The organism is Candidatus Zixiibacteriota bacterium (assembly GCA_016933955.1).
Taxonomy (GTDB): domain Bacteria; phylum Zixibacteria; class MSB-5A5; order GN15; family PGXB01; genus JAFGTT01.
The window spans coordinates 116,533-136,690 of the sequence record JAFGTT010000009.1 but is presented as its reverse complement, the minus strand read 5'-3'; the positions used below and the strand labels follow the sequence as shown (position 1 = coordinate 136,690).

At 48.5% G+C, this 20,158-nt stretch carries 19 protein-coding genes; 7 read left to right on the top strand and 12 right to left on the bottom strand.

The features are described 5' to 3' along the window. Positions 1-111: 111 nt before the first annotated feature. The 7 genes from JXQ28_02770 (at position 112) to JXQ28_02740 (ending at position 8,821) form a co-directional block, all read left to right on the top strand. Positions 112-1,029, top strand: a complete 918-nt coding sequence (locus JXQ28_02770; protein ID MBN2276649.1) for a hypothetical protein — start codon at positions 112-114, stop codon at positions 1,027-1,029. Further along, a complete protein-coding gene (gene tsaD, locus JXQ28_02765) occupies positions 1,026-2,030 on the top strand; it encodes a tRNA (adenosine(37)-N6)-threonylcarbamoyltransferase complex transferase subunit TsaD (GenBank protein MBN2276648.1) in 1,005 nt (334 codons plus the stop codon). Before JXQ28_02770 ends, tsaD begins: the two co-directional genes overlap by 4 nt. Before the next feature lie 100 nt (positions 2,031-2,130). Beyond that, positions 2,131-3,105, top strand: coding sequence for a GDP-mannose 4,6-dehydratase (gene gmd, locus JXQ28_02760; GenBank protein MBN2276647.1), 975 nt, complete (start codon positions 2,131-2,133; stop codon positions 3,103-3,105). Next, a complete protein-coding gene (locus tag JXQ28_02755) occupies positions 3,105-4,073 on the top strand; it encodes a GDP-mannose 4,6-dehydratase (protein MBN2276646.1) in 969 nt (322 codons plus the stop codon). The genes gmd and JXQ28_02755 overlap by 1 nt, the downstream gene beginning before the upstream one ends. Before the next feature lie 19 nt (positions 4,074-4,092). Next, positions 4,093-5,400 carry a nucleotide sugar dehydrogenase gene (locus tag JXQ28_02750; GenBank protein MBN2276645.1) on the top strand — a complete coding sequence of 436 codons (1,308 nt, stop codon included), beginning with the start codon at positions 4,093-4,095 and terminating at the stop codon, positions 5,398-5,400. Between the two features lie 158 nt (positions 5,401-5,558). After that, entirely contained in the window at positions 5,559-7,382 is a 1,824-nt protein-coding gene (locus JXQ28_02745; protein MBN2276644.1) for a HEAT repeat domain-containing protein, read from the top strand. Beyond that, positions 7,379-8,821 carry an HD domain-containing protein gene (locus JXQ28_02740; protein MBN2276643.1) on the top strand — a complete coding sequence of 481 codons (1,443 nt, stop codon included), beginning with the start codon at positions 7,379-7,381 and terminating at the stop codon, positions 8,819-8,821. Before JXQ28_02745 ends, JXQ28_02740 begins: the two co-directional genes overlap by 4 nt. Before the next feature lie 9 nt (positions 8,822-8,830). On the opposite strand, the gene JXQ28_02735 is transcribed toward JXQ28_02740, so the two are convergent. The 12 genes from JXQ28_02735 to JXQ28_02680 all read right to left on the bottom strand — a co-directional run bounded on the left by JXQ28_02735 (position 8,831) and on the right by JXQ28_02680 (position 20,156). Continuing rightward, positions 8,831-9,415, bottom strand: coding sequence for a hypothetical protein (locus JXQ28_02735; GenBank protein ID MBN2276642.1), 585 nt, complete (start codon positions 9,413-9,415; stop codon positions 8,831-8,833). A gap of 5 nt (positions 9,416-9,420) precedes the next feature. Further along, the gene (locus tag JXQ28_02730; protein ID MBN2276641.1) at positions 9,421-10,347 is read right to left on the bottom strand and encodes a hypothetical protein; all 927 of its coding nucleotides are present in this window, start codon (positions 10,345-10,347) and stop codon (positions 9,421-9,423) included. Positions 10,348-10,394: 47 nt separating this feature from the next. Continuing rightward, the gene (locus JXQ28_02725; GenBank protein ID MBN2276640.1) at positions 10,395-11,141 is read right to left on the bottom strand and encodes a hypothetical protein; all 747 of its coding nucleotides are present in this window, start codon (positions 11,139-11,141) and stop codon (positions 10,395-10,397) included. A 52-nt stretch (positions 11,142-11,193) separates the two neighbouring features. Further along, complete coding sequence (locus tag JXQ28_02720) at positions 11,194-12,093, bottom strand: hypothetical protein (protein ID MBN2276639.1); 900 nt, start codon at positions 12,091-12,093, stop codon at positions 11,194-11,196. A 6-nt stretch (positions 12,094-12,099) separates the two neighbouring features. Then, positions 12,100-13,785: a 4Fe-4S dicluster domain-containing protein gene (locus tag JXQ28_02715; GenBank protein MBN2276638.1), complete on the bottom strand. Its 1,686-nt coding sequence runs from the start codon at positions 13,783-13,785 to the stop codon at positions 12,100-12,102. Next, the gene (locus JXQ28_02710; protein MBN2276637.1) at positions 13,785-14,738 is read right to left on the bottom strand and encodes a DUF362 domain-containing protein; all 954 of its coding nucleotides are present in this window, start codon (positions 14,736-14,738) and stop codon (positions 13,785-13,787) included. The genes JXQ28_02715 and JXQ28_02710 overlap by 1 nt, the downstream gene beginning before the upstream one ends. Positions 14,739-14,763: 25 nt before the next feature. Then, positions 14,764-15,636 carry a decaprenyl-phosphate phosphoribosyltransferase gene (locus JXQ28_02705; GenBank protein MBN2276636.1) on the bottom strand — a complete coding sequence of 291 codons (873 nt, stop codon included), beginning with the start codon at positions 15,634-15,636 and terminating at the stop codon, positions 14,764-14,766. Between the two features lie 60 nt (positions 15,637-15,696). Next, positions 15,697-16,332: an EpsI family protein gene (locus tag JXQ28_02700; GenBank protein ID MBN2276635.1), complete on the bottom strand. Its 636-nt coding sequence runs from the start codon at positions 16,330-16,332 to the stop codon at positions 15,697-15,699. Then, a complete protein-coding gene (gene xrt, locus JXQ28_02695; GenBank protein ID MBN2276634.1) occupies positions 16,329-17,177 on the bottom strand; it encodes an exosortase in 849 nt (282 codons plus the stop codon). Before xrt ends, JXQ28_02700 begins: the two co-directional genes overlap by 4 nt. A gap of 79 nt (positions 17,178-17,256) precedes the next feature. Beyond that, the gene (locus JXQ28_02690; protein ID MBN2276633.1) at positions 17,257-18,024 is read right to left on the bottom strand and encodes a hypothetical protein; all 768 of its coding nucleotides are present in this window, start codon (positions 18,022-18,024) and stop codon (positions 17,257-17,259) included. A gap of 114 nt (positions 18,025-18,138) precedes the next feature. Then, positions 18,139-19,344, bottom strand: coding sequence for a 4Fe-4S binding protein (locus JXQ28_02685; GenBank protein ID MBN2276632.1), 1,206 nt, complete (start codon positions 19,342-19,344; stop codon positions 18,139-18,141). A gap of 2 nt (positions 19,345-19,346) precedes the next feature. Next, entirely contained in the window at positions 19,347-20,156 is an 810-nt protein-coding gene (locus JXQ28_02680) for an SDR family oxidoreductase (protein MBN2276631.1), read from the bottom strand. Positions 20,157-20,158 lie beyond the last annotated feature (2 nt).

Genomic DNA, 20,158 nt, shown 5'->3' with positions numbered 1-20,158 from the left:
CATGTACAAAGCTTGGGTCTGCTCCAACCCCGAATGCGGTTTTTCCATTCGCATCGATAACGGCGAAATAAGTTTTGGAAAACCTCTCGGGCCATCCAGCAAGTGATTTCCATGACCGGAATACTTGACAATCTCTGGGTTAAAATAGCCGCCGTAATCCTGGCGGTTCTGCTCTGGTTCCATGTGGCGACCGATAAAGTCTACCAGTATAGCCTGACCTTGCCGCTCGCCCAGGTTGATCTGACCGGCGATCTGGTCCTTCTCGAACCGCCGCCCGACTCGGTGCGAGTCGTCGTTTCGGCTACCGGAAAAACCCTGCTTCGGAGCGACTGGAAAAAAAGAGGCTTGAGACTCAGTATCAACCGCGGCCATGTCGGGATATTCAAAGTCGATCTGGCATTGTCCAATCTCGGTCTGGTCAAAGTCGACAAGGTCGAGCTGACCGATATTATCGAACCCCGCGAAATTTATGTCACCTGCGATACCCGGATGGAGAAAGAAATTCCGGTGCATTCCAGAGTGGTGGTTATGCCTGATGATGGATACGCGGTCAGCGAAAATGACTCGATTATCCCGGCCGCCGTTATGGTTTCGGGTCCCAAACGGTATGTGACCGATATTCAATTCATGGAAACCGAGAAGACTGTTCTGGAGGGGGTACGTAATGATTTCGCCAGGGGGGTGGCGGTTGTGAGTCCGGAGATGTATGGATTGAAAATCACCCCGGATTCAGTCACAGCCTATATCAATGTCCAACCGGTTCGCCGTCGGGATTTTAAAGATTTATCCATCAGGTTGATCAATTCCCCGCCTTTAAAAAATGTGGCCATCGAGCCTTCCACCATCAATATCCGGGTCAGCGGGATTTCCGAAGCCATTGACAGTCTCACCGATCGGCAGATTTCCATTATAGCGGATTATATTTTAAAAGGGCAGAATGATAAAATCCCCATCCAGGTGGTGGTGCCGCCATCGGTTTCCATTCTATATAAATCTTCCGATTCCGTAGATGTTATTGAAGAAAAATGATTACCCTGGGAATCGAGACCTCATGTGACGAAACCTCCGTGGCTGTCGTCCGGGATGCCGACACGGTTTTATCCAATGTTATTTTAAGCCAAATGATTCACAGCGGTTTTGGCGGAGTAGTTCCGGAACTGGCCAGCCGGGAACACCTTAAAGCTATCACCCCGGTTTACACCGAAGCGCTTGCCAAAGCCGGAATCGAACCGGGCCAATTTGACCTGGTCGCGGCCACCTATGGCCCCGGATTGGTCGGCGCCCTTCTGGTGGGACTTAATTTCGGCAAAGGACTGGCCTATGGTTTCAATAAACCCTTTGTGGCCGTCAATCATCTGGAAGGCCATATTGCGGCCAATTTTCTCTATCACCGCGATCTCCCTAAACGGCATATAACCCTGATCGTCTCCGGCGGGCATACCTCACTGGTTTTGGTGGATGGATTCGGAAAATACCGACTGCTGGGCCAGACCAAGGATGATGCGGTAGGCGAAGCCTATGATAAAGTCGCTAAACTGCTGGGTCTGGGATATCCCGGGGGAGCCGAAATAGATCGCTTTGGCCATATCGGAAACCGGAAATATTTCAAATTTCCTCGGGGCGTCATCCGGGAAGACAGCTATGATTTTTCCTACTCGGGCCTGAAAACGGCCGTGGCTCTCCATGTCAGGGACATGAGCCCGGATGAACTGGAACAAAAAAGAGCCGATATTGCCGCCTCGTTCCAGGAGGCGGCCGTGGAAGTGCTGGTGGTTAAAACCGTTCGGGCGGCCCGCGAATATGGTATTAAGGCGGTCACTCTCTCGGGAGGAGTGGCTTCCAACAGCCGCCTCAAGGAACTGATGGCGGCCCGGCTGGAAAAAATCAAAGCCCGCTTCTTCTGCCCGCCACCGGATTTATGTACTGATAATGCCGCCATGATTGCCGCCGCAGGCAATTTGCGCTACCTTCTCGGCGGAGCCTCGGATCTGACCGCCAACGCTGTGCCTTATCTGAAACTGGTGCCATAGACAACCTTTTCCCGATTTCAACGTCGATTCCTGAAACCATTTGCCCTCCGGTTTGTAAATCTCTATATTTGCCGATACTTAGTTAAAAACCAAGCCGGAGATAATAACTATGCGTGCACTCATAACCGGAATAACAGGGCAGGATGGCTCCTATCTGGCCGAATTACTTCTTGAAAAGGGATACGATGTCTATGGCATGGTTCGTCGGTCATCGACCGAACCGTTCTTGAGAATCGAGCATCTTCGCGACAAAATAACTCTTCTTCAGGGTGATCTGCTCGATCAATTGTCCCTGGTGCGGATTATCGAGGAAGCCAGACCGGATGAAATCTACAACCTGGCCGCTCAATCATTTGTCCCGACTTCCTGGTCCCAGCCTTTATTGACCGGTGAATTCGATGCTCTCGGAGTCACGCGTCTGCTTGAGGCCATCCGGCTGGTAGCCCCCCAGACGAGATTCTACCAGGCCTCATCTTCGGAGATGTTCGGAAAAGTAATTGAGGTGCCTCAGAATGAAAAGACTCCGTTCTATCCCCGGTCGCCGTATGGTGTGGCCAAGGTGTACGGTCACTGGATTACCGTCAATTACCGGGAAAGCTATAATATTCATGCCAGTTCCGGGATTCTCTTTAACCATGAATCGCCTCGCCGGGGATTGGAATTCGTGACGCGGAAAATTACCGATGGTGTCGCGCGGATAAAACTCGGTATGGCGGAAAAATTGGCGCTGGGGAATCTTGATGCCGAGCGTGACTGGGGCTTTGCCGGTGATTATGTCAAGGCCATGTGGCTTATGCTTCAGCAGGATAAACCGGATAATTTTGTTATTGCCACCGGTCGGACTCATTCAGTCAAACAGTTTGTCGAAACCGCTTTCGATTTTGTCGATCTCGATTGGCACGATTATGTTGTCACCGATCCGCGCTTCGTTCGCCCGGCCGAGGTGGAGCAACTCCTGGGTGATCCAACTCTGGCCCGTAAAAAACTCGGCTGGGAAACCAGGGTTGATTTTGAAGGATTGGTCAAAATGATGGTGGAGGCCGACCTCGAACGGCTCAAGTCCGGGAAAAAATAGTGGGCACGAAAAAAAAAGCGCTTATAACCGGTATTGCCGGCTTTGCCGGTTCATATCTCGCCGGACATCTTCTTGATAATGGCTATGATGTTTATGGAATTCTGGCTCCCGGCGAGAAAAAAGATAATATCCGGCCTTTTGAAGAAAGACTTCATCTGGAACGTTTCGATATTCTCAAACCAACCAGACTGGCCAAAATGATTAAGGCAACCACTCCGGACTATATCTTTCATCTGGCCGCCTTTTCATCGGTAGGCCGGTCTTTTGAAAATGAAAGATTATCCTATAATATCAATTTTTTCGGAACCCTGAACGTATTCGAAGCGGCTGTTTCCCTGAAATCGAGCCTGAAAAAACTCGTTTTTATCAGTTCGGCCGATATTTATGGGACATTCACTCCCAAAGGAAAAACCCTGACCGAAAAACAACCATATAACCCGCTGTCGCCCTATGGAATTTCCAAAGTCGCCGGAGAACTTCTGGCCCGTCACTATCACCGGAATAAAGCCATCCCGATAGTGATTATTCGGTCTTTCAACCACACCGGGCCGGGACAAACCGATACTTTTGTCGTCCCCTCGTTTTGCCGGCAGATTGCTCTGATCGAAAGGGGACGGGTTAAGTCGATTATGAGGGTCGGTGACCTGTCGGCCAGCCGCGATTTATCCGATGTCCGTGATATTGTCGCCGGATACAGGCTGGCCGCCATCAAAGGCAAACCGGGCGAAACATATCAGCTTTGTTCGGGGAACTCGGTCAGTATAAAAAGTGTTCTTGATAAGTTGCTGAAATTGTCGACTGCGGATATTAAGGTCCAAATAGATAAAAGCCGATTCAGAAAATCAGATATACCGATTTTGAAGGGGGATTGTTCTAAATCAAAAAGACAACTGGGCTGGAAGATGCATTACAGCCTCGATAAAACTCTTAACGATACTTTACTATACTGGAGAAATATAATCGGATAGCTCCCGAAAAGGTGATGCCATGGCAAACAATCTTATTAAGAAAATTAAGAGCAAAAAAGCTCGGATCGGGATTATCGGTCTGGGTTATGTCGGTCTTCCGCTGGCAGTCGAATTCGGTAACGCCGGTTTCGAGGTGATCGGTTTTGATATTTCGGAAAGAAAAGTCAAACTGATTAACTCCGGAAAATCCGATATCGATGATGTTCCCGATCAGGCCGTCGGTAAACTTGTCAAATCCGGCAAACTGAAAGCCACCGAAACCCCCGAACTGATAGAGCAGGTCGATACCATTTCGATCTGCGTACCGACTCCGCTCTCCAAAACCAAGGATCCGGATGTCAGCTATATCCTGGCGGCCGTGGACTGGGTCAGGAAATACATCCACAAGGACATGCTGATTATCCTGGAATCGACCACCTATCCCGGAACGACCGAAGATATGATTCTGCCGATTCTCGAGGAATCCGGACTGAAAGTCGGCAAGGATTTCTATCTGGCCTTTTCACCGGAAAGAGTCGATCCCGGCAATGCCGTTTACACTACCAAAAATACTCCGCGGGTGGTTGGAGGTATCACTCCGCAATGTACCAATATTGCCCGGATGTTCTACGAGCAGATCATCAACCTGGTGGTTCCGCTTTCATCCACCCGGGCCGCCGAAACGGTAAAACTTCTCGAAAATACTTTCCGCTCGGTCAATATCGGTCTGGTTAACGAGGTGGCTCTGATGTGCGATCGGCTGGGACTTAATGTTTGGGAAATTATTGATGCCGCGGCCAGCAAACCGTTCGGATTTATGCCGTTCTATCCCGGTCCCGGACTTGGCGGCCATTGTATCCCCATCGACCCTCATTACCTGTCATGGAAATTGAAAAGCCTGAACTACTATGCGCGGTTTATCGAACTGGCCGGGGATATCAATTCCCATATGCCCGAATACGTGGTCGATCGCATTCGGCGGATACTTAATAAACAGGGACGCTCGGTTAAAAATTCCAAAATTCTTATTCTCGGGGTTGCCTACAAGCGCGATATCATGGATACCCGCGAATCGCCGGCCCTCGATGTTATTAAACTTCTTGAAAAAGAAGAAGCGGAAATCTTTTACAACGATCCTTTTGTCCCGGAAATCAAGTGGAATGATTCGGTTCATCGGTCCTCCAAACTGACTGCGGCTTTACTCAATAAAACCGATCTGACTGTCATTCTGACCAATCATACTCAATATAACTATCAGATGATTGTCAAAAATTCAAAGCTGATTTTCGATACCCGTAACGCCACCAAAAAGGTGAAAACCGGGCGTCAGAAAATACACCTGTTGTAAAAACCTTATCAGGGGCCCCGCCGCCAATTGGTGTCGGGGCCTTATCATATTAACTATCAGGCAGTTAAGCTCAATTCTATATCCATCAGGGGTAAAACCGCCCCGTCCTTTGCCGATATAATGATTGAATCTTTCATTATATGGGGACAGACTTTTCGATGGATAATTCCAACTTCGTACCCGCCAGTGAAATCTCCCGGGTCCTTGCCGACCTGATGAAAACCATCAAGGCCGTTTCCGTATATCCCGAGAATAATCCCGTTCCGACAAAATTAAAAGAATCGTTTATCGAGCGATTCACCGAACTGATCCAGGACTCGAACGGACTCAAATTCACCATTCATCAGAATCAGATTTATCATAATGATCGATCGGTCTACGCCGATCGGGAGGACGAAGATGCTCTGGCCGGGTTGTTTTTCAATTCCGGCATCAATGAAATCTCTTTTGATGCCGCTTTTGATTATGAAAACGCCGGGTACTTCTTCCGGACGATAAAAAAATATGTCAATCGCGAGGAAGGCGCTCAGGATTTGAGCAGTCTGCTCTGGCAGGCGGCAATCGAGGGGTTCTCATACAGCACCGTCGAGGATATTGCCCTCAAGGAATACGATGGGAATTTCGCCGTCCAGGAAACCAACCTGGATGACAGCCACTTTATTAAACAATCGTCCGGGTCGGATTCGGATTCCGGCAAGGTTCAGTACGCCAGTATTTTCCTCAATGACAGCGACGAAGTTGCGGTGGCAACCGCTCCGCCTCCGCCGGGATTATCATCGGTGCCGGATGATCCGGCCGAGAAATATATGGGTTTGCAGGCGATGCCGGAGCGTTCCCCGCTGTCCATCCACGATACCGCCATGATTCTCAATAATACCTATATGCTGGAAGAGTCGGACCGCAATTTCATTAATCGTGTTCTTGATGAAGATGGTGATTTCGACATGTTCGACAGCACTATCGATTTGCTCCGTGAAATAATTTTCCATGAGCAGGAATATCCCGAATTCAATGAGACCGTGACAATCATGGAGAAAATTCAAACCGAGTTCCTTAAAGTCAGTCAGCTTGATTATGCCGGAATGATCCTTTCCAATCTTCAACACCTTTCAGGTCTTCTTGATGAAAGGAATAAGGTCTGGAAAGACCGGATCCAAAACGCTCTGGATACCGCCTGCGGCCACGAAAAGTTTTCTTATCTCAAGGATATTCTCAATGAAAACGCTTCTATCGGCCCCGATGCGCTGGGACGCTATCTGGATCATTTTGACTGGAAAGCAGTCTCGGCGGCAGTTGATCTGCTGGGAGAACTGGAACATCGCGATCATCGTTTCGCAGTGTGTGATTTTCTCTCTGAACAGGGCAAAGATCAGGTCGATCTGATCGCCAAAGGGATTTTTGACCGACGCTGGTTCGTGGTCCGCAATGCGGTCGATATCCTGGCCCGCATCGGCAACGATAAAGCCATTTCTTACCTTGAAAAAGCCCTGAATCATCAGGAGCCAAGGGTCAGACTGCAGATCATCCGAGGCTTGAATCGTCGTGAAAATGAAAAAAGTACCGGCCTTTTAATCAAGCTGGTCTGGGACCCCGATGCAATTGTCAGCCAGATGGCCTTCGAGTCCATTCTTAACCTGACCGGAACCCAGGGACTCAATGTCCTGACAACCATCATCAATGATGATCGCTTTGCCACTCTCAGCGAAAGACATCAGGAAAAATGTATCCTGATGCTGTCAAAATTGGGCGGTGAGCATACCGTCAACTACCTGGTATCGCTAATAAACGGGTGGGGCGCGGGACGAAGTCAGATCCGAGAATTTTACCAGCGGGTGGCATTCAATGCTCTGGCCCACAATCGCTCGGAAAAAGCCGAAAAAGCGCTGTTGAAATTGGCTCATTCCTGGCGCAAAAACTTGAGGAAAATGGCCACCGAGGCGCTTAAAAAACGGCGAGAAATAAAAACATTGGGTGAACAATGAGTGTCGCCAGAATTGAAAAAGAGCGGCTGGAGTTGGCTGGACGGGATGATATCGATTTTATCAATGCCTTCTTCATTCTGTTCCGAACGGCTCAGTATACCGAGGTGAACAATGCCACCTACCAGACCGCATCCTCGAAATTCTACGTAAATTTTCGCCGGCTTGTGGATGAACATGGCCGACTATCAGTCAAAGTGATTGAGGGACATGTGCTTATTCGCGACCGGCTGGTCAAGCTCGACAGCGAGGGGATGGTGCGCGCCCGCAATCTAATCGATATCTGGCGGCGTTTGGGAATCGGCGGAGTGGTATTCGATGATTCCCTGGATAATCGCCAGATTGATAAATTTGTCTATCTGATTCTCAACTCGGAAAAGGCCAGCCGGACCAGTGACGATGTTGCCCGGAGACTGGCCGATATGGAAATACAGGGAATTACCCTTCTCGGAGTCGAAGAAAAGAAATCCGAACCGCTTCTCGATGAGCAAAAACGGACCATGATGCGACGGGCGGCGCGGGTCACTTTTTTCCGGGCTATTTCGGTTGTGGAAGATGCCATGACCTGTGTCGCCAATGAAAAAAGCGTCAATATCAACAAGGCCCGTTATGTGGTGCATTCTTTGATAGATCAAATCTCCCAGGATGAATCGTCGCTAATCGAATTGACCAATATTCGGGATTTCGATGAATATACTTATGCCCACAGTGCCAATGTCTGCGTTTATTCCCTGACCATTGGGCTAAAAATCGGCCTGGATCGCCGTCAGTTGTCCGATCTCGGATTTGCCGCCCTTTTCCATGATATCGGTAAAATCCGCCTGCCCGAGGATTTAATCCGTAAACCCGATATCTATGATGAAAACGATTGGGTTCAGATGCAAAAACACCCCCATCTGGGCGCCAAAACCATCCTCAGAAACATGAAATTCGACATGAAAACCGCCCGCGCCGCCCGAGTCGCCTTCGAACACCATATCAACATGGATTTCACAGGTTATCCACAATTACAAGATAAAAAACAGGTCAATCTTTTCTCCCGAATTGTTTCCATTACCGACACTTTTGATGCCCTGAGATCGGGAAGGGTGTATATCAAAAAATCAGTCCCCCCGGATATTGTCCTCAAGAAGATGATGTATCAGATGACGGTAAAATTCGATGCTTTTCTACTCAAGCTGTTCGTCAATATTATCGGCATTTATCCGCCGGGTACTCTGGTTCTGCTGTCAACCGATGAATTGGCGGTGGTGTCGTCTACCAACAGCGCCGATCTGGCTCGCCCAATGGTTCGGATAATCGGCAATAAATCCGGTCCTCTGCCGAAATTCATTGATTGCGACCTGACCCTTGCAAAGAATGAACCGCGCCGGATTGTCCGGTTGATCGATCCCGAGCGGTATCATATCGACATCAAGAGTATTCTTCTTTCCGATCGCTGAATATAATTATCAAAAGTTATAAATGACTGTCAAAGCCAGATCCTGAAGGCCGACCGGTTTCAGATCAAACGATATATTTTTACTGATTTTGGGGAATCGCGCCAGATGGGCATCGACATAGGCATCAAACATCGAAAGAAAAATCAACGAACCCAGATACCAGGAAAAACGATTACGCTGATCTTTGGCATCCCGGAAAGCATTAAACAGGCGTAACTGCTCGGTTTCGTCGGTTTCCGCCTTGTACCTGTCCTCGAAATCCGACTTCTTTTTGGAATAATGAATAATAGTCCCGATCAAGGTCACCTCGAGACCGGCAATAACCCCCGCTTTGATATATTTATGATTGCCGAATTGCCCCCATCCCGGCACAAACATCGATTTGAAAAGAGCCCGGGTCGGATTTTGCGTAACCTTAAGAGTATCCCTTGGCTGATTGGCATAAAGGGGATTTTTCACCGAATGCCCGGAATTGACTGCCAGAGTATCATCGGTATTAATCGAATTTTCCGGAGGAGGCTGATCATCGGCCCGGACTGCTCCGGAGAGAATTATAACCAGGATTATCGTAATTGATGATAATTTCATCATCATCTTTTTTATTGTTTTTCAGCCGGAGCGAAAACGCGAATACGTTTCGGAACGATTTCGATACCCAATTCGCTGTCCTTTACCCGGATTATTTCGCCGTCGATATAAATTTTCTGATCTTCCGCGGGCGCAATAGAAATTCGTTCGCCCCTGAAAACCCTGATCTCATCGCCGTAGATATATTTTTTTTGGGCAATTTTCCGGACAAAATTGGACATGATCGCCTCGCCATCACCGTTATCGAAAGAAATTTCGGCCTTTCCATCATCCGTCAGGCAGGATGGCATCAAAGCCAGACCGACGGAGTACGACATCAGGTTAACATTCAACGTCCTCGGTGAAAATTCGAACTTAAAGGCATCGACTTTTATAGATAATTGTCTGACCGGTACCGCGGCGGCCGCCTTAATACCCAGTTTCGACCAGCCGATTCCGAATCGGGGAGTGCGCTTTTTATCAAGCAGTTCATACAATTCGGGAATTAATCCAAAAGCCAGCGATCCCAGAAAAAAATGTCTCCCCGCCAGGCCATAGTCTATCAATCTCGTATTCCCACCAAGGATAATTTCAATTGCCCGGTCGCGATCAGGCTCACCATATAAAGACCGGTAAATATTGTTATATCGCCCCAACGGGTATATGGCCAATCCCACCGTCCGTCGGATCATATTACGGGCGATAGCGTTGATCGTTCCGTCACCGCCGCAGGCTATAATGCCCGACGGTTTTTTGCTGAGCACCCGTTTAGTATAATAGGAAGCGTTTTTGGGGGAATCGGCTTCAGTTAAAAAATATCTTGCCCCACCCTTGGTTAGTCGATTAGTCAGGTAATCAATCTTTTCTTTGGAATAACCCGAGGAATTGGGATTGATGATAATATTGTAAACCGGCTGTTGCCGCGCCCGGGGGGGCTTGTTTCTATAATTTCTATACATACCGGAAAATAGCCTAATCGATGGCGAATTCAAACTGAAAAATGAGCCTATTCATAATTCTGAAGGATAAGTGTCATCAAAATTTCCTCGGACTCCGGATCCACCAACTCGATCCTGACCGGCAACCGGACCTGATCGGCCGTGTAATAGGAATATCCTTTCGTTCCCGGTACTGTATTGGAGACTTTATAGCAATCGAAAGTCCCCAATGGGGTGGTCACCTGTTGGCGACCGACAACGGAATCGATCACCTCGATTGGTGAAAATTGCTGATTACTGAGCTGAAGAAGATTAACAAAGGAATATTTAATTGTTTTTCCGACTTCAAAATCCATTGATCGCGCCATCAACTGGGAACCGGTGCTGGTAACACAGTCCGGTCCAAAGGCAATTTTGCCGACCTGCACAATGTCGGCATTAGCCGTGATATCGAGGCTGTCTCCCACGACTTTGGCCTTGATCACCAGAGAATCAGTTTTAAGTTTTTCCTTCATTATTTCTGGAAATTTGAAAGTGTTTTCAGAAGAAATCAGGCGGATATTCCGGCCGACATATTTTTCCAGGCTGGTAATTTTTACTTTCTGGCCCGGGATTTCCATGGTTTGTTTGACGGTGAAAACGCCATCGTTTCCTTTAGTAATCGAAACCCGGTTATAGTTGGTGGTTTCCGATGGTTTAAATGTCCGGATTTCGTACGTCATGCTTTCGGTTTTGCCGGTCGGCCATTTATCCAGAAAATCCGAAGCCTGAGCGGTGGAAATCATGATTGCCAGACAGAGCAGTCGATATATCATTTCAACTCCTTAACTTATACGGTTGCAAAATTATACACCTCAAATGGCCGTTCTAATCCATTGATTTAAGCCAGTACTGAAGTAAATTATTATAGATGCCGTCGTAATAAACCATCCCGACCAGCCGCCCTTTCTTGAGACCGATTATAATCCCACCGTAAAAACTATCATCATAAACGAACGACAACCCTTCATCGAAAAACAGCTCTTTTTCAGCCGGATTTTTTCTGCCGGCTTTATCGGCTGCCTCCGACCAGCTCATGTATTTTCCCCCGCTTTCATCATCGGTAATGAATAATGTCAGGCTGTCACCGGCAATTAAATAGTCCTGGGTATAAACCCGGGACAAGAACTTGCGTCCCAGGAACGAATCGGCATAGTATTTGTCAGTCAATAAAACCCGGTTTGAATCGGGAAAGGACGCGAACAACATCGGTTTTTGAATAGTCCCCGGCAGACTTCCATTCAGTTCCTCGGCCAGGTTGGTTAAGGCCAGACTGCTGGCGGTCGATTCATCGTTACCGGTCAGTCTGACAAAATATTCTCCCCTGACAAAATTTATCGCTCCCGGCGCCAGAAAACCCTCGACTCCGAGATTTATGGCCTGTACACCCGGCGATCGGAACATGGAATACAATCCATAGGCATCATCGGAGGTCTTGAACTGGTAAATATCGACCCCGATTTCGAGTCCATCACGGCCGTAGTAAGCTGTAGCTACCTGGATAAAATTATAGAGATGGTACAATTCCGCACCGCCGTCAATATATTCCCACAATCCCCGGCCGACATAGGTTTGTACCTCGGTAATGCGATGCATATTAATCGTCCCGAAATCTTCCGGCAGATATTCAACAAGATCACTCCCGGTATCGGATGATTTATTCCCGCACCTGAGACAGCCGAATAAAAGTATCAGAAATATTATTAAGGGGACCTTAAATCTGATCATAATTATTTATCCTTTCTGTTTCCCGGGATCGATCCCTTTGCGTTGCAATATAATCTGATTTTCAACCGAGCGCGATTCTCCAATCGAGGTTACATAGATGGCCGGTTGGTTGATTATCGGGCAGGCATACTCACATGCGCCGCATCCGGTACATCTATCCGGATCGACATAAGGCCGCTTAACCGGCACCACTTCATCCCGGCCATTGATTGTAACTTCATCCTCAAGATAAATCGCCTTGGGGGTTGTCGGGCACCACTCCTCGCAGACAATACATGGCGTCGTCATCCCCCACGGTAGACAGCGTCCTCGGTCGATGAAAGCTGTTCCCACCCGGACCGGCCGCGTTTTATCGTCCCCGACTTTTTCTTTAACTGTCAGTTCTGTAATAGCCCCGGTCGGACAAACTTGGCCGCACAGGGTGCAGGTCGGCTCGCAGTAACCTATTCGGGGGATCATGATCGGGGTCCAGATGCCCTCGGCGCCCGATTCCATGAAAGTAGGGTGCAGGGCGTTATTGGGACAGACTCTCATGCACTGCCCGCACCGGATACACCGGGACAGGAAATCCTTCTCCGGAATCGCCCCCGGCGGTCGGATAAGTCCCGGATTGGAGTTGACCTTATAAGCATCACCGGTCCGATATAGCGGCACCATCGCCAGTCCGGCGGCGACTGATACAGCCACCTTGCGCCGCGTGATATCAACCTTCTGCGTCGCCGCGGGACTTTTTTCAGTCTTTCCCAGACGCGGGAAAAATTTGAATTTCAGCGAATTGTTGGGACAGATCGCCTGGCAGTTAAGGCAGACCACACATTCGGATTGCCGCCATTTAGAATTGATATCAGGCCCGTCGGCTCCCTGGCAATGAAGCAGACAGAGATTGCACCCATCACAGCCTTTGTCATCTTTTTCCAGCCCGAATATAGCGTACCGCGAAAAAATCCCCAGCATGGCCCCCAGCGGACAAATTCCCCGGCACCAGAAACGAGTGAACACCCGGTTCATAACCAGAATGGCGATAAAGAACAGCCCGATTGTCAGGATGGCATGAAAATGCGCCGGTCGGAAAGTGAGCAAGATCGGAGATGCAAGATCATATATTAATTGGGCCAGATTTCCCAGCGGGCTGATCCCCCATGATTTAATCCATAACAGTAGACCATCGGCGACAGTGTGAATGGCCGGTAAAACCGCCGTCCCGATCGATCGAGCCATCAATGACAACGGATCTAAAAGGCCAAGTTGCAGACTGCCCAGCAGGGCCGCGGCTATGAAAAAGAAGAAGAGATAGTATTTTATCCTTTGATATTTCTTGTACCGGTTGGAATCGATCTTGCCTTTCCCCTTACGCCCCAGGCGCTCCGAGGGAATCTCTGATATCCAGTGATTAAGAGATCCCAGCGGGCAAACCCAGCCGCAAAATATCCGCCCCATGAAAATAGTCGGGATCAACACCACCAGCGACCAGAGCAGCCCCTTGAAAATCGTCCCATCAGCCAGCAAAATCCCCAGGGCCACCAGCGGATCAAGTTCCAGTGCGATCGAAACCGGGTAGGGGAGGGTGATTTCACCACTTTCAGACATTCCCAGGTTAACATCGAAATTGGTCTTTAAAATCAGCCAGAAAAATATCAGAAAAAAAACAATCTGGGATATACGGCGCAAATTCTGGGCGGTTTTAATAGTCATCACACTATTTCTTTATATCCGGCCCTGCGATAATCAAGTTGCCCCAATCCTGATTTTTGGGCCAGAACAATATGTCCGACATGTTCCGGTTTGAGACCGAGAAGTTCGCATCCCCGGGCGTCGGCCGCCACCTGGTCGGTGGAACAGATAACCGTATGTACCGTTTTAACATCACCCGGCGATCCACCTTGGGGTCCGCCCCGCATGAGAACATGAGTGGCATCAACCACCGTCAGGGTCGGACGGATAAAGGCCGCCAGATCGACAATGGATTGGTCTATTTTTTGATGAAGCTGGTTTCGCCGCCCCCCCAGGATACCATAAAGATTTTTCATGCCAATCGTACATGATGACAGAGAATGCTGTTTGACAATCGGCATATTGATAAAGCGGTCGGTCTCGACAAAGTACTTCAAGACCGGCCAGACTGTCAGAAGTTCACCCTTCAAATCGGTCATGATAAAATCCTCGGTTTGAGGAAGAATCACCCTGGCGCCGGCCTTTTCCGCCTGTTCCTTAATGCCGGATCGGATAAATGTCCGTCGGGCATCATTGCAGGGATTATCAGTTACAATCACTTCTGCCGCTCCGGCCGCAATACACAGCCGGACCATCTCGCCTACCAGATATGGATTGGTGTCGGCGGCCTGCTCGGGAGAACGATCCCAGGCTATATTGGGTTTAATCGTTACCCGTTCGCCGGGCTTTATAAACCGGCCGATCCAGCCAACCGCTTCGAGAGAATCATGCAATGCGGCGATATGGTCCTCGTTTCGGGCCAGAGCTATAACCGGCAGGGTCGAATCGGGAGGAATTTCAAACCCGGTTGTTTTGAAGATAATCTTGTCAGATCCGGCTATTTCTCGATTATGGAAATAAAACCCGGTAGCTACTGTGGCAACCACCAGAGCCGTAGCCTGTCCCGCCTTGATCAGAAATTCCCGCCGTTCCAAAATGAACCCCTTTGATATGCGGATTTTAGAAAATATACAGGATAAGAATGACCGATGCAAGCCAAAGAAGAACATCCACCAGAAGCGGCCAGTCGGTCAAAAGCAGATGGGTTGGCGAACCACCCTTGGCCTCCTTATGGACCAGATATAAATACCGAAAAACCCCGTAAATCACAAATGGTATGGTAACATAGAGATAATTCGTCCCCAGCTTGGTACTCACCTCAGTCGAAAGGGTATAGAATAGATAGGTAATAACCGTCGAAGCGGTAACCACTCCAATAAGCTGATCCAGCAGATATGGGGAATAACTTTCCAGAATTCTCCGATGTGAAACCGCTTCTTTTTCCAGCGAAATCAATTCATGCCGTCTTTTCCCGAAAGCCAGAAATAAAGCCAGGACGAAGGTTGTGATTAACAGCCAGCCCGATATTTTTACATCAATGGCCACCGCCCCAGCCACGGCTCTCAAAACAAATCCCCCGGCGATGGTCATAACGTCAAGGATAACAATGTCTTTAAGAAAAAAAGTATAAAGGACATTAAGTCCCAGATAACTTCCTGAGACAATTAAAAGGTTGGTGTTGATAATAAATGATATGGCTAATCCGCCTGCCGCCAGAATAATCGAGATTATCCAGGCCGTGGTTATAGACACCTCCCGGGCCGCCAGAGGCCGATTTTTTTTGAGTGGATGAAGCCGGTCTCGATCGCGATCTACAATATCGTTTAAGACATAAACTGCCGACGACATCAAGCAAAAACCGATCATGGCCCCGATCGCCAGAAATAACTGGTGGGTTCGGGCCGCTTCTCCGGCAAAAATCAACCCGGCCAGAACAACACCGTTTTTCAGCCATTGGTGCGGACGAAGAAGTCTGATCAATTTACGGGCCATCAGTATTAAAATTAGCTGGTTTTTATCGGATTTTCAAGTGAAAAGAACTGCCCCGGCATTTCAGAATGGTAAAGACTGCTCGATATAACCGTATGACTGTTGAAAGAACCTTAATCCCTTTTCGGTAGCGGTTTTTGTATCGATATTGGTGGCATCAATAGTGAGCCGAATAAGGGCAACATCGGTCGGCCGGATCATCATTGAATTGTCAAACAAAGCCGCCCTCAATCCACATTCACTTCTAATCATTCCCGACCGGGCTTCGTACCAGTACAGCATAACCATCCGATACTTATTAACCGATATAATCAACCGGTTAATTTTAAAAGTCCTGTTACCCGGCATAGTAATGGTATAGGCTTCACTACTGTCAATTCGCCAGCCGCCGCGGGGCAGTATATATTCCGCCGAATATATTTCCCCGGCCGATTCCTTCCCGGTGAAATAAGCCATGAAAAGCTGAAACCTCTGACCCTCCACAGTTACAAAATCCCTCAAGGTCGTCACATCGCCCTTGATAGCTTCACAAGCCATATCATCAATCTGTTGTTCCGCCCCGAAATATCCCGGCAATCGGTTGGGGATGACGGTGAATTCGGCCCGGCGGTCAGGAAGCTTTTTAATAAACCTCAGTCCGTTACCGATTATGCCGCCAACCATAATCAGCATGATCGAAATGAGTAATTTCCCCTTCATCGGAAAGCCCTCCGCAGGACAGCCCCGAAAATAAGCAGGATTAAAAATGTAACGGCAAAAAGGAGGGTATTCATGATCGAATGCAAAGGTTCATCGGCGGCTGTTAATCCATCCGATGTGTAGATCACAACCAAAACGATAGAAACCTGGATTATATAAGCTATCACTGCAGATGGAACAGTCAGGATGAAAATCAGCACCTTTCCGTAAGATCGGTTATGCGAGAGATAAGCATAGAGTGTTCCCATAGCCAATAGCGCCACCAGCGAGCGCATCCCGGAACAGGCCTCGCTGATATTCAGGGCCTGATGGGGTAGATTTATTATATCCCCCTGAAAAACAATCGGCATACCGATAAGATTAAGCATGGAAGTGGCCGCTTTGGCCACCGGAAGATATATTGGAGCGACTATTGATAAATATATCATTTCGGGAACAGGAATCATGAATAATAGAAAAACAACGGCAAACCAGGTTTTCTTGAATATTTCCGTTCCGAAATGGTACAAAATAATCCCGCAGATCATCATCACCAGAGAAAGAGCCATGGCGACAGCTTCCGAGGCGCCATTACCGAAGATAAAAAGTAACACGGCCAGAATTATGACAATTAGTCCGACACTACTCCCTGTCACCGGAAGCGCCCCGATTTCCTGTCGGTTTTTCCAGATCAGGTAGACTGCCACCGGTGCAACCAGAAAGCCATGAGAATAATTGGGGTTGTGGTACCAGGCGGATATCAGATCGATTAAAACCGGCAGATAAAAAAACGCCGTTGCCAATATCAGCAGGATAAAATATTTATCCTTTATGGCATTTTCGGTCTTATATGTGTTCTCCGCCATAACCGGCGATTAATATATGATTTTTTCTTATTGAATGGGAAGACAATTTTAGGACCATTTCCTCAGCAGGGAAATTATTTCATATCGTATGGCTCATCCAGACGTTGGGTTCGAGATATACTCCTCGGTCAAACTGGCAATCGATCTGTACCGGAACCAGTGCCCCGGAGATAAGATATTGCCCACTGTCGGGAAAACTCATGCCGGTCCATTTTTGCCAGTCGGCTACCGTGCCCTCGATCCGCATCGACTCCCGGCAAACTTTCAGAATTCTGGCTCCGAGCCGGACATGTACCCGCATCCACGGGTCGTATGGAAGATTATCATCGTTCTGCCATTCGATATACCGTTCCATCGGGATCAGGGGGAATTGCTCTTTATGATTTGGCCTGACCGGGGCCACCAGTTTCCTGAGATTATGAGCCCGGCCGATTGCAATCATGGTTTTAACCGTTTCACCGCTTAAGCTCCGACCGAGAAACTCCCCGGCAATGACAATCTGCAGGGCGCTCTGGATTGTCGCTGTTTTGCCCGATCTATAATCGATAAGACTCTGCGACAGCGCCCAGTCGAAGCCGCCGTCGGGCAATTCCTTTATCATTCGTTTCCATTCCAGCGGTACCGAATTACCGATAGCCAGAATCCTGTCGGAGCCTTCCTCGATCATGGCAAATTGATATTCAGGAAAAGCCTCATACATATTACTCCAGTTGTGAACTGCAATTTCATCATGCATCATGAACTCGGGCCAGGCCGGGGCGGTAATTTCCTTGGCAAGGGCAATTAAATCCCGGCATTCACGGGCATTGACCACCCGATATTTGATCGGTTTTTCGTGTGTCATCATACTTATTACGGGTTTTATCGCCGCCGGCTTATCAAAATTTGATCCCGGCCGGCTTTTTTGATCAGGTTCATATTATGAATGAATCCCGGCTTAGAATTACCAACGGATTCATAATCAACCTTCTTCAATCAATTTCCGGCCCACTTCTTTTTTCTCCCGGTCGGCAAACTTGCCCTCCGGGGGACGGGTCCGTTTTCCGGATCGCAACCCGATAGAATTGGTGGGACAGGTTTCGATACAGGTTCCGCAGGCAAAGCAATCCGGAATGACCTTCTCCCGCTTTAAAATCGCCTCCATTACCGTCGATGGGCAGGCTCGCGAGCAGGCTTCGCAGGCGATACAGCTATCGTAATCGACCCGGATTTTAAACAGGCTGATTTTTTCCACCAGCCAGCCGGTCAGCCCGAAAGGACAAAAAAGCGAACACCAGGGTCGGTAAATAAACAGCGCGGCGATTAAAATAGCCGCAATAAACAATCCGCCGGTCACTGCCAGTACTACCGGGTGGAAAATCCTGAAAGGATCCACCAGACTGATTATGTCATAGCCCCAGAGAAAAGCCACCACGGTAAAAACCGCAAAAAATATGATTCGAATGGTATTCAGCACCGCAAATGATGGTTTGTATTGCCTGAAAATCCCCCTTCGGTCCTTTTTAGAGCGGTTAATGCGAAACACCAGATCCTGTAAAACCCCGAACTGACATCCCCATGAACATATATATTTGTTGGCCAGAAAAACAAGAATAAGAAAAATAGTTAGGGCAATCATGCGGGGTGGGAAAATTACGCCGCTGGCGCCCAGCAGGACAATAGCATCCTTGATCGTCCCCATCGGGCTGGGATCCGACCCGAGAATGATACCGAATATTATTATCGCTGCGAGATAATACCATTTTCGGTTCATGTAGTTTATCCGGCCGCGCCGCATCAAAATGAATACCGTAATCAGGAAAGCGAACCAGAGAGCGAATTTGATCGGTATTTTCAACCAGTTTTTTGATTCGTATTCGCTACTGATAGCCCGGGCCTTTTCCACCCGTGAGATAATTTCACCGTGCGACAATCCCAGTTGTGCCGGCGATTTTTGAAGGTCCTGTTTTGATTCCAGGTTGAACGCTTTTTTAAGAATCTCATTCGATATATTATTGATATGGCCGAATTCGGCGAGGGTCATATCCTGAGTTATTGTCAACGAGGCCGTTTCTGGTAGAGTCTCCGGCTTTTCGCCCCATATCCCGGCCGAAAAAAACGACAGCCCGGCAGTTGAAATACAGAGCAATACGAAATACAGGAGTATTTTTGGTTTTTTGGATACCATGATTAAAGTCCCCGGGGTATTAAAATGTTATGTTGACGGCATTCGTTTTGAAAATTCTTATCCCGAATATCCGCAACCCGCCCGGATAACTCCGGCCAGTCCGACAGGCCGATCTCGAGAATCATCGGGGCAATGGTACCGGGCTGCAAAAGCCCTCCCGATTCATATAAACCAACGAACTTTTCTTTGGCTGGGAAATCATCGGGATCTGACTGGCGCAGGGTTTTCTGCATCCGGCTTTCGAAAGGACCGGGCGAAATCGCCGCAATCCGGATAGGGTCCCCGCCAAATTCCTGAGCCGCTATCCGGGTGAACATATCCACCGCCGCCTTCTGGGAACCATAGGTCGACCAGCCAATGTAGGGGCGGATTGCCGCCCCGCTGGAAATATTTATTATCGTACCGCCATTGGTCTGTCGGTTCATCCTGATCACCGCCTCACGGGTGGCAATATAGACTCCCAGGATATTGACACCTAATGAGTTGATAAATTCGCTATCCCGGATATTTTCGATCCGTCTGACAGGTTCCATGACTCCGGCGGCATTGAACAGCAGGTCAATATTATTCCACCTGTTTTCGATCATGGCAAAAGAACTCCGGATCGATTCCGGATTGGCCACGTCGGTAGTAACGGGAAATGCCTGACCATTACCGGCCTCGATTTTTTCGGCGATTTCCAGAAGGGCGTTTCTGTTTCTTGAAAGAAGAGCGACCCGCGCCGCCCGTTTCCCGGCCTCCAATGCCAGCGCCTGTCCCAGTGCACCTGACGCCCCGGTGATGACAATAACCTTGCCTGCCGCATCCGGCATAA

Excerpts from the sequence above, each read along its gene's own strand:
- JXQ28_02740 (MBN2276643.1), top strand. The coding sequence starts at position 7,379 with ATGAGTGTCGCCAGAATTGAAAAAGAGCGGCTGGAGTTGGCTGGACGG.
- JXQ28_02705 (MBN2276636.1), bottom strand. The coding sequence starts at position 15,636 with ATGGCCCGTAAATTGATCAGACTTCTTCGTCCGCACCAATGGCTGAAA.
- JXQ28_02680 (MBN2276631.1), bottom strand. The coding sequence starts at position 20,156 with ATGCCGGATGCGGCAGGCAAGGTTATTGTCATCACCGGGGCGTCAGGT.
- JXQ28_02690 (MBN2276633.1), bottom strand. The coding sequence starts at position 18,024 with ATGATGACACACGAAAAACCGATCAAATATCGGGTGGTCAATGCCCGT.
- JXQ28_02745 (MBN2276644.1), top strand. The coding sequence starts at position 5,559 with ATGGATAATTCCAACTTCGTACCCGCCAGTGAAATCTCCCGGGTCCTT.
- JXQ28_02685 (MBN2276632.1), bottom strand. The coding sequence starts at position 19,344 with ATGGTATCCAAAAAACCAAAAATACTCCTGTATTTCGTATTGCTCTGT.
- tsaD (MBN2276648.1), top strand. The coding sequence starts at position 1,026 with ATGATTACCCTGGGAATCGAGACCTCATGTGACGAAACCTCCGTGGCT.
- JXQ28_02735 (MBN2276642.1), bottom strand. The coding sequence starts at position 9,415 with ATGATGATGAAATTATCATCAATTACGATAATCCTGGTTATAATTCTC.
- xrt (MBN2276634.1), bottom strand. The coding sequence starts at position 17,177 with ATGGCGGAGAACACATATAAGACCGAAAATGCCATAAAGGATAAATAT.
- JXQ28_02730 (MBN2276641.1), bottom strand. The coding sequence starts at position 10,347 with ATGTATAGAAATTATAGAAACAAGCCCCCCCGGGCGCGGCAACAGCCG.
- JXQ28_02720 (MBN2276639.1), bottom strand. The coding sequence starts at position 12,093 with ATGATCAGATTTAAGGTCCCCTTAATAATATTTCTGATACTTTTATTC.
- JXQ28_02700 (MBN2276635.1), bottom strand. The coding sequence starts at position 16,332 with ATGAAGGGGAAATTACTCATTTCGATCATGCTGATTATGGTTGGCGGC.
- JXQ28_02750 (MBN2276645.1), top strand. The coding sequence starts at position 4,093 with ATGGCAAACAATCTTATTAAGAAAATTAAGAGCAAAAAAGCTCGGATC.
- JXQ28_02725 (MBN2276640.1), bottom strand. The coding sequence starts at position 11,141 with ATGATATATCGACTGCTCTGTCTGGCAATCATGATTTCCACCGCTCAG.
- JXQ28_02770 (MBN2276649.1), top strand. The coding sequence starts at position 112 with ATGACCGGAATACTTGACAATCTCTGGGTTAAAATAGCCGCCGTAATC.
- JXQ28_02715 (MBN2276638.1), bottom strand. The coding sequence starts at position 13,785 with ATGACTATTAAAACCGCCCAGAATTTGCGCCGTATATCCCAGATTGTT.